This is a genomic window from Archangium sp. Cb G35 (assembly GCF_001896145.1).
GTDB classification, from domain to species: Bacteria; Myxococcota; Myxococcia; order Myxococcales; family Myxococcaceae; genus Archangium; species Archangium violaceum.
The window spans coordinates 323,109-337,327 of sequence record NZ_MPOI01000007.1 but is presented as its reverse complement, the minus strand read 5'-3'; the positions used below and the strand labels follow the sequence as shown (position 1 = coordinate 337,327).

Below are 14,219 nucleotides of genomic sequence, written 5' to 3'. Positions count from 1 at the left end.
GAAACCTTTCGTTTCCTCTGTGATTGCGTGGAAGGCGCCACTGCATACACTGCGCCCGCTTTGAAGACCGCCAACCTCGCCATCGTGTTCACCGACATCCAAGGGTTCACCGAGCGCACCAGCCGGCAGACCCTCGAGCAGAATCAGCGCCTGCTCAAGGTGCACCACGATTTGCTCACGCCGGTGTTCAAGGCCTTTGGCGGCCGCATCATCAAGTCCATCGGGGACGCCTTCCTCGTCACCTTCGAGTCGCCCACCCAGGCCGTGCTCGGCGGCATGGCCATCCAGGACCGGCTCTGGCAGTACAACCGCTCGGTGCTCGAGGCCGAGCGGCTGGATGTGCGCGTGGCCATCAACGTGGGCGAGGTGCGGGTCGAGCCCAACGACGTCTTCGGCGAGCCGGTGAACATCGCCTCCCGGGTGGAGGCCATCGCCGAGGCGGGCGAGGTCTTCTTCACCGAGGCCGTCTACCTGGCCATGAACAAGGCAGAGGTGCCCTCGCAGGAGGTGGGCGCCTTCGAGCTCAAGGGCATCCCCGGGAAGATCCGCGTCTTCCGGGTGCCCCGCGCGCCCTACCGCGTGGAGGTGCCCGCCGTGGTGCACGTGACGCCCGGGGCCCAGGCGCCGATCTCCAACGAGCAGCCGCCCTTCGGCAACCTGGCCCTCTCGCGCATGCCGGTGTCCTCGCACGTGCCGGGTCCGGACCTGGCCGCCACCGCGGCGGCCCTGGGCTCTCGCGCGGCCACCGTGGGCGGCCAGATCGTGGGCCATACCCGCACGGTCATCGAGTCGGTGAAGGCCGGACGGCGTCCCTCCGCGCTCGCCTTGCGCAAGCTGGCGATCGGCGGCGGCGTGCTGGCGCTGGTACTCGGCGTCGGCTTCGTGTTGCGGGACAGCCCCGCGGAGAATGCCATCGAGGCCGTGGCCGAGGCCTCCTCCTCCAAGGAGAAGATCCCGCTCAAGGAGAAGCTCGCGCTGGTGCAGGACGCCGAGAAGCTCATCAGCCAGGAAAAATCTCCCGGGGAGCGGGCCTGGCTCCGCGGGCAGCTCGCCGAGGCGCTGGATGCACCCGGCCAGGCGGTGGGCTTCTACCAGAGCGGTGTGAAGGCTGAGCACGGTGACGCGGAGGACCGGCTCATCGAGCTGTTGGAGCACCCGGAGTGCAGCGTGCGCGTCAACGCCGCGGATGCGCTGGGCAACCTGAAGCTGGACTCCGCTCGCGGCGAGCTGGAGGACCTGGCCGAGGACGGCGGCCCTGGTGAGGACCCGGGCCTGTTCGGCTGTGACTCGCGCGAGGCCGCGAAGAAGGCCCTGAAGCGGCTCGGCCGCTGACTGTTTTTGGGGGACGACATGAAACGGGTGAAGACAGGATTGGATGTCTGGGTGGAGCAGGGCTTCGCGCCGCTGAAGGGCAAGAAGGTGGGCGCCATCGTCAACCCCACCAGCGTGGACTCGAGCTTCCGCCACATGGCGGATCTGCTGGCGCAGACGCCGGGGGTGAAGCTCTCGGCCCTGTTCGGCCCCGAGCACGGCATCCGCGGCGAGGCCCAGTACATGGTGGCCGTGGACGAGGCGCGCGACCGGCGCACCGGCGTTCCCGTGCACAGCCTCTACGGCTCCACCTTCGAGTCGCTCTCGCCCCGCGCCGAGTGGTTGCAGGGCCTGGACGCGCTCGTCTTCGACATCCAGGACGTGGGCAGCCGCTACTACACCTACGTCTACACCATGGCCCTGGCCATGAAGGCCGCGGGCAAGGCGAAGGTGCCTTTCTACGTGTTGGACAGGCCCAACCCGCTCAACGGCGTCACCATCGAGGGCAACCTGGTGGGCGAGCGCTACCGCTCCTTCGTGGGCCTGTACTCCATCCCCAACCGGCACGGCATGACGGCCGGCGAGCTGGCCCGCCTCTTCAATGACGAGCAGGGCTTCGGCTGCGAGCTGACGGTGGTGCCCATGGAGGGCTGGCGGCGCGAGCACTTCTGGTCCGATACGGGGCTGCCCTTCATCTCGCCCTCGCCGAATATGCCCACGCCGGACACCGCGCTCGTCTACCCGGGCATGTGCCAGGGCGAGGGCACCAACGTCTCCGAGGGCCGCGGCACCTGCCGTCCCTTCGAGCAGTTCGGCGCTCCCTGGGTGGAGCCGGACGCGCTGATCGCCCGCCTGGAGCGCGAGAAGCTCCCCGGCGTCGCCTTCCGGGCGGTGGGCTTCACCCCTACCTTCGACAAGTACAAGGGTGAGTCCTGCAATGGGGCCTTCATCCACGTCACCGACCGTAACGCCTTCCTTCCGCTGCGTACGGGTCTGGCCATCTTCCAGGCCCTCTACGAGCTGGGCCAGGGTGGGAAGTTCGCCTGGCGCGAGGACGCCTACGAGTTCGTGGACGACGTGCCGGCCTTCGATCTGCTCTGTGGCACGGATCAGGTCCGCCGGGGGATCGAGGCCGGCTGGCCGCTCGATCGTTTGATGGAAGGCTTCGACACCCAGGCCCGGGACTTCGCCAAGCGGAGGGAGCGTCACCTGCTGTACGCTCAAGGGTCGTGAGCCAAGACGTCATCGGGATCCTGTCCGACAGCCATGGAGACCTGGCCGCTTTCGACGCGGCCTATGAGCTGTTGCGGGCCAAGGGCGCCCAGCGCTTCATCTTCCTCGGCGGCCGTTATTCCGACCTGGACGAGTGGATCCTCGACCGGCGGGAGCGCAGCAGGGGAGGCCGGGAGTACTCGGGGGCGGACTTCATCCAGGACGTGGCCAAATGGCTCGCCGTCACCGAGCAGAAGCCCCGTCCGCGCTCGCTGTCCGTTCCGGACGATGCCCTCAAGGAGCTCGAGGAGGATCCGCTGCTGGTGCGTGAGCACTTCCTGCGCACGCCGGAGCGGGACTCCATCCAGTACCGCGACCCGAGCATCCCCCGGAAGGTGCTGGACATGGTGGGCGACACACTGTGCTGCCTCACCTACGACAAGAACGATCTGTCCCGGGATGACCTGGTCAACGCGCTCATCTTCATCCACGGCAAGGAGTCCGAGCCGAAGCTGGTGCAGATTGGCCCGCGCTTCTTCCTGACGCCGGGCCGGCTGGCGGGGGCCGCTGAGCAGACGTGCGCCCTGCTGGAGCGCGTGGACAAGGATCTGCGTTTCTCCGCCTTCCGGTTGGATGGGAAGGCCGTCGTGGAGCCGCAGACGCTGGCGGTGGATCGCCGCAACAAGCTGTCCGTCAAGTGAGGCCCTCCGTGCAGGTCGCGCTCTTTGGAGGCTCGTTCAACCCGCCGCACGTGGGCCACCTGCTGGCGGCCCACTACGTGCGCGCCACCCTGGGCGTGGACGAGGTGTGGTTCATGCCCACGTTCGTCCATCCCTTCCGCAAGGCGGCGGTGTCCTTCGAGCATCGCGTGCGCATGTGCGAGTTGATGGGCCAGGACGCCACGGGGTGGATGAAGACCTCGAAGGTGGAGAGCGAGGTGGGCAAGGACGGGCGTACGGTGGACACGCTGGAGTTCCTCCAGGCGCGCCATCCGGAGCACCGCTTCTCGCTGATCATCGGCTCGGACATCCTCAAGGACTTGCCGCACTGGAAGGACTTCGACCGCATCGAGCGGATGGTTCGCGTGGTGGTGCTGAACCGCGCGGGCCACCCGGCCGAGGGCACCGTGGGGCCACCGCTGGCCATCGTGTCCTCCACCGACATCCGCGAGCGGTTGGCCCGGGGTGAGCTGCCCTCGGACCTGGTGCCGCGCGTGGTGCTCGACTACGCCCGCGAGCACCACCTGTACGGGCTGTGAGCGCCCAGGCCGCGGGACGGCGCTTCGGTCCGGTGCTTCTGGCCGTGGCCTCGCTCGTGTTGCTCGGGGGCTGTGTCACGGGCTACCCACGCGGGAGTCCGGCGAGCGGCTTCGGAGAGACGGCGGGAGGGGCGGGTGGTTTTCCCGGGAGGCACGCGAATACCGCCGGGGTCGCGCCTGCGCTGCTGTCTTGTGCGGGTGTGGCCCTGCCGCCGGACTGGCCCGATCTGTCCGCCGGGGACGAGGAATTGCTGGTGCCCTTGCTGGGGTGCTCGCCCGCCGAATTCGTCCAGGTGCAGCAACAGGTGGACATGCCCCGGCTGGTGGAGGCGTTGGAGGACTGGGGCGCCGTGCGGCTCGGTGCCCTGGGACCCGTGCGCGACGATGCCGCGCCCGCCCTGCAACGCAAGCGCGCCGCCTTCCTCCTCACCGTTACCGAATTGTACGGCCCGGCGTATGCCGAGGTGTTCGCCCTCTTCGTCCTGCACTCGGCCCATGACGACGAGGTGCGGGAGGTATTGCGGCTGCTGGCCAGGGACAAGCAACTGGGGCAGACGCTGGGCCTCATGCCGGCCGTGCGCGAGGAGCTGGAGTCGCGAGGCCTGCCGCTCTCGGACCATCCGGACCGGGCGGAGCAGGCCAGCGACGTGCTGCGGGGCCTGGGCCGAGCCGCCAGGGATGCCCTCTCCACCAGTCAGACGATTGACGGCCTCCGCTACATGACGCTGACCGCGCAACGGGGGCAGTTGCCGCCGCCCTATCAGCAAGCCCTGCGCGAGGTGGAGCGAGCCCTGATGGAGCGGCACTTCTCTCCGGGCCACGTGGTGTTGGGCTGCTTCGATTCGCTGACGTTCGGTGTTCCGCTGGGCTTCTACTCGCTGGTGGTTGGGACAGGCCATGGGGCGTACGCGCTGTCTCAGGGGCAATACGAGCAGGCCGCGCGGGAGCTGGCACCCGCGACACTGCTGGTAGCCCTGTACACGGGCGGGAAGGGCATGCGAGTGCTCTCCGGGGCTCGCGCTGAGTCGCGCATGCTCGCCCTCCAGGAGATGGCCGCGTGGTGGGAGACGAAGCTGGGCGTGGAGGGGCTGCGTGCACTGGCCAGGGACATCCGCGCCAGCCGTGAGGCGGGCCACTTCGTTACCGTGGGAGGTGTTGACGCGGCCCTGGCCTTGCGCGAGGCGCGGGGCGATGTGGCCAGGGCACAAGCCTGGTTGTCCCAGGCCAGGTCCCAGCGCGCGGGCCCCACCGCGACAAGAGCTCAGGGTTCGTCTCATCTACGAGGGCGGCACGCTCAAGCCGCAGGGTCGAGACGCGTTGAATGAAGCCGTAAAGAAGGCCCAGGCTCAGGCTCCGGGAGTGGAGGTGCTGTTGCAATGAAGGTGCTGAGGTCTCACGACTTGGATGCGGCGGACAGTCTTCGGTTCACGTTCGAGGGGGACTTTGACCATCAGGCGGCATTAGAACTTGAGCTGACGCCCTTCCTTCAGGCGCTCGAAGAGTATGCGGGCGAGTGGATGCCGGACGTCGTTGGCGGCAAGCGGCGACGCAAATATGTCCGTGCGGCCATCTGGAAGGCCTTGGAGGAGGAACGCAGCGAAAGAATTTCTCGCATCGGGCTCTATCGTACGAAGTGGCCGGCGTTGGACATGACGGTCCGCCTCTGGTTCCCGCCGCTTCTTCCCCAACTGGACGTCTCAATTCACGTGCAACCCCTTCACTTCTTCGTGAAGGAAGAGCGGAGCCGCGAGTTCGTGGCCATGGTTCGCGCCTGGGCTTCTCGCTACCCGGTCTCCTACGCTGCGGCCCACAGCCTGGCGGACAGGGATCTGGCGAACTTTCCCAGCTTCGGCCGCGACAAGGCCGTCTGGCACCGGGATGGGTTCGACAAGATCTACGAACTGTGCTGGCTCAACGTCTTCGGCCCCAGATTGGTGGAGACCGTCGGGCGAGAGCGCATGCTGTCCACGCCGGCCCACCTGGTGGAGGAATTGCCCAACGGCTGCATCCTCCTGGTGCTGAGGCCCACACCGGCGGACTTCGCCAGTGACGAGGCCCGCCAGATCCAGGCCCGCGCGCACGTCCACCTCCGGCCGGACCTCGACCTTCCCACCGTGCTGAGCACCCTGCGCGAGCGCAGTGACGCACTGGCCCCCGTCGAGCCCCGCTTCTACCCGGATCTGGCGCCACTCCTCCTGCGTACGTTGGACCGCTCCGCCGTTCACGAGCGCCAGCGAAGGATCGCCGAGCTCAACGCCTGGCGGCCGCCCGAGCCCGAGGAGTGGCTCCCCGCTGGCGCCACCCTGCCTTCCGACGTGGAGGACCCCGAGCGTGCTCGTGAGCACTACGGAGACCTCGCAGAGCACCTCGTGGCGCTGCTGCACTCCGATATGCCCTCCGTCTTCGAGGAGACCCCCGAGTCGCTCACGGACGTCGACTTCTACTTCTGGCGCGAGGAGTTCCCGAAGAGCCGGCTGAGGGATGCCATCGAGGCGCACGCCGTCCCCGCCATCGGCGCGTACCTGGGTGAGGTGCTCGTGCGCAACCTGGGCGGCCGGTGGATTCCGCGGCGGAAACTCGAGGAGGTGCAGGTGCTCGTGGGCAACCGCGCCTGGTTGCCCTTCGTCCGAGCTCGACGCTACATGCGCTCGTGCCAGGCCTTGCTGGACTACTCCCTCACCCAGCTCTACCGGGAAGCCGAGCGGCACCGCGCTTGAAGTCCTGACTGCTCTCCTTTTGGCCGGAGGTTGACGGCATCCACACATTGTCCGGGTGTGAGGAGCGCCCCATGAACCCGAGCAAGCCAGCGTCTTCAACGGACTCTCCGCGGCCCGAGGGCCCACCCTGGCATTCGCTACCGGCCGAGGCGGTACTCGGAACCCTCCAATCCAGCCCCGACGACGGCCTCTCCGGCTCCGAGGCCCGTGCCCGCTTCGAGCGCCATGGCCCCAACGTGTTGCAGCGCGTCTCCGGCGATAGCCCGCTCCAGCTGCTGTGGCGCCAGGTGAACAACCCCCTCATCTGGGTGCTGCTCGCATCGGCCGCCCTGGCCATCGCCCTGGGCAAGGTGACGGATGGTCTCATCGTCCTCGCCGTGGTGGTGCTCAACACCCTCATTGGTTTCGTGCAGGAGTTCCGCGCCGGCAAGGCCATCGAGGCGCTCACGCAGATGGTGCCGGAGAACGCCACCGTCCTGCGCGACGGCCAGAAACAGACGGTGCCCGCCGCCGAGCTCGTGCCCGGAGACGTGGTGCTGCTGGCCTCGGGCGACAAGGTGCCCGCGGATGTGCGGCTGCTCGCCGCGCGCAACCTCCAGGTGGAGGAGGCAGCCCTCACGGGAGAGTCCGTCCCCTCGGAGAAGCGGTTGGAGCCCGTCGACGCGAGCGCGGGTGTCGGGGACCGCACGAGCATGGCCTTCGGCGGCACCCACGTCACCTATGGCACCGGCACCGCGGTGGTGGTGGCCACCGGGAATGCCACCGAGCTCGGCCGCATCTCCCAACTGCTGCGCGAGGCGGTGGATCTCCAGACGCCCCTCACCAAGGCGCTCGCCATCATCAGCCGCTACATCACCGGTGCCATCCTCGTCATCTCCCTCGTCCTCCTGGGCGTGGGCCTGTTGCGCGGCTACAAGGTGGCCGAGTCGCTCATGGCCGCCATCACGCTGGCCGTGGCCGCCATCCCCGAGGGCCTGCCCGCCATCGTCACCATCGCCCTGGCCATCGGCGTGCAGTACATGGCCGCCCGCCGTGCCATCATCCGCAAGCTGCCCGCCGTCGAGACGCTCGGCAGCACCACCGTCATCTGCTCCGACAAGACGGGCACGCTCACCCGCAACGAGATGACCGTCCAGGCGCTCTGGACGCCCTCCAACACCTGGTCCCTCTCGGGCGTGGGCTACTCGCCCCAGGGCGAGCTGCGACGCGAAGGTCAGCCTCCCGGCCCTCCCACCGAGGACGCCCGTGAGCTGCTCGTGGCCGGCGTGCTGTGCAATGACGCCGCGCTCCGCCCGATGGATGGCGTCTGGGAGCTCACGGGCGATCCCACCGAGGGAGCGCTGCTCGCCGCCGCGGAGAAGGCTGGCTTGAAGGTGGACGATTCGCGCGAGCGCCACGCCCGCGTGGATGTCATCCCCTTCGAGTCCGAGAACCAGTTCATGGCCACCCTCAACGAGGACGGGAAGGGCGGCCGCGTCATCCTCCTCAAGGGCGCGCCCGAGGTCGTCCTGCGCCGCTGCACCCACGACGGTCCCGACGCCGGCAAGGTGCTCGCCGAAGTGGAGCGTCTGGCTTCCCGCGGGATGCGCGTGCTGGCCATGGCGAGCAAAGCCGTTCCGGCCTCGCACGGTGGCCTCCGGCCCGAGGACGTGACCGGCGGCTTCCGGCTCCTGGGGCTCGAGGGAATGATCGACCCGCCGCGCGAGGAGGCCATCCAAGCCGTCAAGGCCTGCCACACCGCGGGCATCACCGTGAAGATGATCACCGGCGATCACGCGAAGACGGCGGAGGCCATCGGCGAGCAGCTCGGCATCCTCGAGGGGGGCAGGGCGGTGACGGGCGCGCAACTCGCGGAGATGGACGAGACGCGGCTGCGCGAGGTGGCCACGTCCTCCAACGTGTTCGCCCGCGTGGCGCCCGAGCACAAGCTGCGCCTGGTGCGCGCCCTCCAGAAGGAGGGACACGTGGTGGCCATGACGGGCGACGGCGTCAACGACGCGCCCGCGCTCAAGCAGGCCAACATCGGCGTGGCCATGGGCATCACCGGCACCGCCGTGTCCAAGGAGGCCGCGGACATCATCCTCACGGACGACAACTTCGCCTCCATCGCCGCCGCGGTGGAGGAGGGCCGGCGCGTCTACGACAACCTCATCAAGTCGCTCGCCTTCGTGCTGCCCACCAACCTGGGCCTGGCCTTCATCCTCATCGTCGGCGTGGCCTTCTTCCCCATCATGCGGCTCGGCGGCGAGGACGTCCCGCTGCTGGCCATGCTCCCCACCCAGTTGCTGTGGATCAACCTGGTGGCCACGGTGGCGCTCGCGCTGCCTCTGGCCTTCGAGGCCCGCGAGCCGGACGTGATGCAGCGGCTCCCCCGTCACCCGGACGCGCCCGTCCTCAGCCGCTTCGTCCTGATGCGCACGATCCTGGTCGCGGTGCTCATGTGCGCGGGCGCCACCGGGCTCTTCCTCTGGGAGTACAACGCCGACCTGCGTAAGGGATTGCCACATGAGCTGGCGCTCGCCGAGGCGCAGACCATGGCCGTCACCACGGTCATCATGTTCCAGATCTTCTACATGCTGAACTGCCGCTCCCTGCGCGACTCCGTCTTCCGCATCGGCCTCTTCAGCAACCCCGTCGTCTACGCTGGCATCGGGCTGCTGGTGCTGCTGCAACTGGGATTCATCTACCTGCCCTTCATGCAGAGGGTGTTCGACACCGCGCCCCTGTCGCTCCAGGAGCTCGGGTTGTGCGCGCTCGTGGGGGCCGCGGTCCTGCCCGTCATCGGCCTGGAGAAGTGGTGGCGCTCGCGGCGAGCCCGCCGGCAGGATCGGGAGACAGGCGGCCGGCTCCCGTGGCGGGTGCCCCGGCGCGCCACGGTGGGGTAGTCCCTCTTGGCTTGTGGGAATCGCTTGGTGTTTAAAGGAATCCGAGTGTAGGTGCCTGCCTGGGTTGCTTCCCGGGAGGGCCTCTCGTCTACTACCTCCACAGGGCCCCCCCCGCCTTGTCCCCCCCCCTCTCGTGGCAGCCCCCCCATGCCGTCGTTGAAACGCATCCTGCTGGTCGAAGACAGCGAGAACGATGTCACCCTCATCCTGGCCGCCTTCGCCGAGGCCCACCTCGCGGACAAAGTGGTCGTGGCGAGTGATGGTCAGGAGGCCCTCGACTACCTGTACCGCAACGGTCCTCATGCCGGGCGTCCGGCGGACAACCCGTCCGTGGTGCTCCTGGACCTGAAGCTGCCCCGCGTGGACGGGTTGCAGGTGCTCAGCCGGATGAAGAGCGATCCGGACCTGAGGCTGGTGCCCGTGGTGATGTTCACCTCGAGCCGCGAGGAGGTGGATCTCGTGCGCTCCTACGGCCTGGGGGCGAACGCCTATGTCATCAAGCCCGTCTCCTTCCAGGAGCTCGAGTCCGCGTTGGAGGGCCTGCGTGTCTTCTGGACGGAGGTGAATGAGCCTCCGCCGGGCAGTGCGCCCCTCGTGAAGGGAGAGGCATGAGCCGCCCGCTCACCGCCGAGGTTCCCCTCGAGCTGAGCGCCAGGCTCGAGTCTCTCCTGAACGTGCTGCTGCTCGAGGACGATCCGTTCGACGCCGAGCTCATCCAGGAGCGGCTGGAGCGGGAAGGGTTGTCCGTGATGCTCACCCGCGTGGACTCCGACGGTGCCTTCACCGAGGCCCTGGCCGAGGACCACCATCAGCTCATCCTCGCGGACTACAACATCCCGGGCTTCCATGGCCTCAAGGCGTTGGAGCTGGCGCGCCGCACCCGGCCACAGTTGCCTTTCATCTTCGTGTCCGGAGCGCTCGGGGAGGAGCGCGCCATCGAGCTGCTCAAGCGGGGTGCCACCGACTACGTCCTCAAGGATCGTCTGGAGCGCCTGGTGCCCAGCGTCCAGCGCGCCCTGCGGGAGGCCCGCGAGAGCGCTGAGCGCCAGCAGGCCGAGCAGCGTCTGCGCGAGAGCGAGGAGCGCTACCGGCTGGTCGAGCGCGCCACCCGCGACGCGCTCTGGGACTGGGACATCCGGACGGGGCGGATCACCCGCAACATGGGCCTCTGGGAGCTGTTTGGTTACAGCACCGCGGAGGTGGGCACCAACGGGGACTGGTGGCGTGCCACCATCCATCCGGAGGATCTCGAGCGCGTGCAGCGCAGCCTCCTGGCGGTCCTCGACTCGCCGGGAGAGGAGCGCTGGGAGGATGAGTACCGTCTGCGCCGCAAGGACGGCACCTACGCCACGGTGTCCGATCGCGGCATCATCGTCCGGGACGAGCAGGGGCGGCCCATCCGGGTCGTGGGCGCCATGCAGGACGTGACGGCACACCGGGCCGCCGAGGCCGAGGCGCTCCATCGTGCCGAGTTCGCCCAGCAGCTCATCGGCATGGTGTCCCATGACCTGCGCAACCCCCTGGGCGCCATCTCCCTGAGCGCCACGGGGCTCGTGCAGCACGCGAACCTGGACGAGCGCCACGCCTTCTACGCCCGCTTCATCCTCACCAGCGCCGAGCGCGCCACCCGCCTGGTGCGTGACCTGCTCGACTTCACCCGGGCGCGCCTGGGTGGCGGCATTCCGCTGCATCGCAAGAACGTGGATCTGCACGCCCTCGTGCGGCAGGTGCTGCAGGAGGTGGGGCTGAACCACCCCGGGCGCGAGCTCCGCGAGCACTGCCAGGACGCGGGCAGGGGCCTGTGGGACGCGGACCGGTTGGCGCAGGTGCTCGGCAACCTGGTGAGCAACGCCATCCAATACTCTCCCAAGGACGGGCCCGTTTCGGTGACGGTGGTGGGCGAGGTGGACGCGGTGTCCATCCAGGTCCACAACGCCGGTGAGCCCATTCCTGCCACCCTGCTCGGCCGTCTCTTCCAGCCCCTGCAGCGCGGCGAGGACGCCTCCGACAACTCCCGCCGCAGCATCGGGCTGGGTCTGTACATCGTGGATCAGATCGTCCGGGCCCATGGCGGCACGGTGAGCGTCCGCTCGTCCACGCAAGAGGGCACCACCTTCCAGCTTCGACTCCCACGGATACCTTCCTGATGAAGACCCCCCAGTTCTTCTCCGACGTGAGTCACGAGCTGCGCACCCACCTGGCGCTCATCCTCGGACCGGCGGAGACCCTGCTCTCGCACGGCCACAACCTCACCGGCGTCCAGCGCAAGGACCTGGACGTCATGCGCCGCAACGCCGTCGTCCTGCTCCGGCACGTCGGTGATCTGGTCGACATCGCCCGGATGGACGTGGGGAGCATGACGCTGGCGTACACCGAGGTGGAGCTGGCCTCGCGGGTGCGCGAGGTGGCCCGGCACTTCGAGCCGCTGGCGCTCCAGCGGCACATCTCCTTCACCGTGGACGCGCCCGAGTCCTTCCTCGTGCAGGCGGACGTGGAGAAGCTGGAGCGGGTGGTCATCCACCTGTTGTCCAACGCCTTCAAGTCCACGCCGGATGGCGGGCGCATCCGTCTGGCGGTGCGCGGGGCTCCGGGTGAGCGGGCACTGCTGGAGGTGGAGGACTCGGGACAGGAGGGCGCGCGCGGAGTGGCGGGCATGGAGCTGGGCCTGTCCCTCGCGAGGGACTTCATCGAGCTGCACGGAGGGCTCGTCCGCGTGACGGAGGCGCCGGGCGGCGGAGAGCTCTTCCAGGTGGAGTTGCCCCGGCGGGCGCCCGAGGACACACGGGTGACGCGGCGGACCCCCGAGGCGGCCTGGGGGCTCGAGGCGGGCCTGGCGCTGCGCAGCACCCTGGAGTCACTCACCCCCCCCATGGATGAGCGGTCCCCGGTGGAGGTGGCGGTCCGGACGGAGGACTCCTCCCGTCCGGCCGTGCTGGTGGTGAAGGAGAATCCGGAGCTCCACCGCTTCCTGACGGACGCGCTCCAGGCGGACTACCGCGTCATCTCCGCCTTCGATGGCCAGGAGGCGCTCGAGAAGGCCCGCTCGCTCCGGCCGGACATCATCCTCACCGGCACCCAGCTCCCGAGGCTCAGTGGCGAGGCCCTCGTGACCGCGCTGCGCCAGGAGGAGTCACTCGAGGGAGTGCCCATCGTCGTTCTGTCCACGCGGGACGATGAATCGCTCAAGCTGAAGCTGCTGCGCGAGGGGGCGCAGGACTACCTGCTGAAGCCCTTCTCGGCGGAGGAGGTGCGCGTACGCGTGCGCAACCTCGTCCAGCTCAAGCGCGTCCGGGAGGAGCTGGAGCGGCGCAACCACGAGCTCGAGCGGCTCCGCTCCCGGGAGGAGGCGCACTACCGGGCCATCCTCGACGCCTCTCCCGCCGTCATCTACGTCAAGGATCCCCAGGGCCGCTACCTGCTGGTCAACAAGGCCTACGAGTCCTTCATACGCCGCTCGCGCGAGGACATCCTCGGCAAGACGGACGAGCAGATCTTCAACCCCGAGAACCCCGAGGTCGCCGAGGCGTTCCGCCGCAACGACGTGGAGGTGCTCCGCCGGAAGACGGCCATGGAGCTGGAGGAGCTGGCGCCCCACGCGGACGGACTGCACGTCTACTACTCGATCAAGTTCCCGTTGCAGGACATGTCGGGCCAGCTCTACGCCGTGGGTGGCATCTCCACGGACATCACCCAGTTGAAGCGCGCGGAGGAGGAGCGCGAGCGCTTCTTCCAGCTGGCGCCGGACATGTTCTGTGTCGCGGGGGTGGATGCCCGCTTCAAGCGCGTCAACCCGGCCTTCTCCCGGGTGCTGGGGTGGAGCGAGGAGGAGTTGCTCTCCCAGAGCTTCCTCGAGCTCGTCCACCCGGACGATCGGGAGCGGACGCTCCAGGAGGTGGCGGACATCGCCCAGGGCGAGAGCGCCCTCCACTTCGAGAACCGCTACCGGTGCAAGGACGGCTCCTGGCGGTGGCTGGCCTGGAGGACGTCTCCCGTGGCTCCGGATGGTGCCATCTACGCCGCCGCGCGTGACATCACCGAGCAACGCGAGGTGCAGGAGGCGGTGCGGCTGCTCAATCTCCAGTTGGAGCAGCGCGTGAGTGATCGCACCCGGCAGCTCGAGGAGGCCAACCGGGAGCTGGAGTCCTTCAGCTACACGGTGAGCCATGATCTCCGGGCGCCCCTGCGTCACATCACCGGCTTCGTCGGGTTGCTCGAGCGCCATGCCCAGGGCGCCCTGGATGCCAAGGCCCAGGGCTACCTGCGCACCATCACCGAGTCGGCGCGGCGGGGTGGTCAGCTCGTGGATGATCTGCTCGCCTTCAGCCGCATGGGCCGGGTGGAGATGCGCCAGTCCCGCCTCGAGCTGGAGCCGCTGGTGGCCGAGATATGGGAGGAGCTCGCGCCGGAGCGCGAGGGCCGGAACCTCGTCCTGGAGGTGGGGCCCATGCCGGAGGCGAGGGGAGATCCCGCCATGCTGAGGCTCGTCTTCAAGAACCTGCTCGGCAACGCGGTGAAGTACACACGGCCCCGGGCCGAGGGCCGGGTGGAGGTGACGGCCGAGGATGGCGAGGACGGCGTCGTCATCCACGTGAAGGACAACGGCGTGGGCTTCGACATGGCGTACGAGGACAAGCTGTTCGGTGTCTTCCAGCGGCTGCACCGCGCCAGCGAGTTCGAGGGCACGGGCATCGGCCTGGCCCACGTGCGGCGCATCATCACGCGCCACGGGGGCCGCACCTGGGGCAGGGGCGTGGTGGGGCAGGGGGCCACCTTCTCCTTCTTCCTGCCGGCGACCCCCGCTCCCTGAATCACCCTCGTGACGCGATGCGTCGTGCC

The 14,219-nt window shown here is 68.8% G+C and carries 10 protein-coding genes; all 10 read left to right on the top strand.

Features of this window, described 5'->3' with window-relative positions; all coding sequences use genetic code 11:
- The first annotated feature begins 60 nt into the window (after positions 1-60).
- The 10 genes from BO221_RS22880 (at position 61) to BO221_RS22835 (ending at position 14,190) form a co-directional block, all read left to right on the top strand.
- On the top strand, positions 61-1,332 hold the full coding sequence (locus tag BO221_RS22880) for an adenylate/guanylate cyclase domain-containing protein (protein ID WP_083681282.1): 1,272 nt from the start codon (positions 61-63) through the stop codon (positions 1,330-1,332).
- An 18-nt stretch (positions 1,333-1,350) separates the two neighbouring features.
- On the top strand, positions 1,351-2,544 hold the full coding sequence (locus tag BO221_RS22875) for an exo-beta-N-acetylmuramidase NamZ domain-containing protein (RefSeq protein ID WP_073562603.1): 1,194 nt from the start codon (positions 1,351-1,353) through the stop codon (positions 2,542-2,544).
- Positions 2,541-3,224, top strand: coding sequence for a hypothetical protein (locus tag BO221_RS22870; protein ID WP_073562602.1), 684 nt, complete (start codon positions 2,541-2,543; stop codon positions 3,222-3,224). Before BO221_RS22875 ends, BO221_RS22870 begins: the two co-directional genes overlap by 4 nt.
- On the top strand, positions 3,221-3,781 hold the full coding sequence (gene nadD, locus BO221_RS22865; RefSeq protein ID WP_073562601.1) for a nicotinate (nicotinamide) nucleotide adenylyltransferase: 561 nt from the start codon (positions 3,221-3,223) through the stop codon (positions 3,779-3,781). Before BO221_RS22870 ends, nadD begins: the two co-directional genes overlap by 4 nt.
- Entirely contained in the window at positions 3,778-5,106 is a 1,329-nt protein-coding gene (locus BO221_RS56315) for an HNH endonuclease (protein ID WP_233166215.1), read from the top strand. Before nadD ends, BO221_RS56315 begins: the two co-directional genes overlap by 4 nt.
- Positions 5,107-5,157: 51 nt before the next feature.
- Positions 5,158-6,498, top strand: coding sequence for a hypothetical protein (locus BO221_RS22855; protein ID WP_073562600.1), 1,341 nt, complete (start codon positions 5,158-5,160; stop codon positions 6,496-6,498).
- A gap of 71 nt (positions 6,499-6,569) precedes the next feature.
- On the top strand, positions 6,570-9,383 hold the full coding sequence (locus BO221_RS22850; protein WP_073562599.1) for an HAD-IC family P-type ATPase: 2,814 nt from the start codon (positions 6,570-6,572) through the stop codon (positions 9,381-9,383).
- A gap of 147 nt (positions 9,384-9,530) precedes the next feature.
- A complete protein-coding gene (locus tag BO221_RS22845) occupies positions 9,531-9,995 on the top strand; it encodes a response regulator (RefSeq protein ID WP_073562598.1) in 465 nt (154 codons plus the stop codon).
- The gene (locus tag BO221_RS22840) at positions 9,992-11,530 is read left to right on the top strand and encodes an ATP-binding protein (RefSeq protein WP_073562597.1); all 1,539 of its coding nucleotides are present in this window, start codon (positions 9,992-9,994) and stop codon (positions 11,528-11,530) included. Before BO221_RS22845 ends, BO221_RS22840 begins: the two co-directional genes overlap by 4 nt.
- Positions 11,530-14,190 carry an ATP-binding protein gene (locus tag BO221_RS22835; protein ID WP_073562596.1) on the top strand — a complete coding sequence of 887 codons (2,661 nt, stop codon included), beginning with the start codon at positions 11,530-11,532 and terminating at the stop codon, positions 14,188-14,190. The genes BO221_RS22840 and BO221_RS22835 overlap by 1 nt, the downstream gene beginning before the upstream one ends.
- Positions 14,191-14,219: the final 29 nt, after the last annotated feature.

Coding starts and splice junctions, on each gene's coding strand:
- BO221_RS22875 (WP_073562603.1), top strand. CDS start 1,351: ATGAAACGGGTGAAGACAGGATTGGATGTCTGGGTGGAGCAGGGCTTC.
- BO221_RS22855 (WP_073562600.1), top strand. CDS start 5,158: ATGAAGGTGCTGAGGTCTCACGACTTGGATGCGGCGGACAGTCTTCGG.
- BO221_RS22850 (WP_073562599.1), top strand. CDS start 6,570: ATGAACCCGAGCAAGCCAGCGTCTTCAACGGACTCTCCGCGGCCCGAG.
- BO221_RS22845 (WP_073562598.1), top strand. CDS start 9,531: ATGCCGTCGTTGAAACGCATCCTGCTGGTCGAAGACAGCGAGAACGAT.
- BO221_RS22840 (WP_073562597.1), top strand. CDS start 9,992: ATGAGCCGCCCGCTCACCGCCGAGGTTCCCCTCGAGCTGAGCGCCAGG.
- BO221_RS22835 (WP_073562596.1), top strand. CDS start 11,530: ATGAAGACCCCCCAGTTCTTCTCCGACGTGAGTCACGAGCTGCGCACC.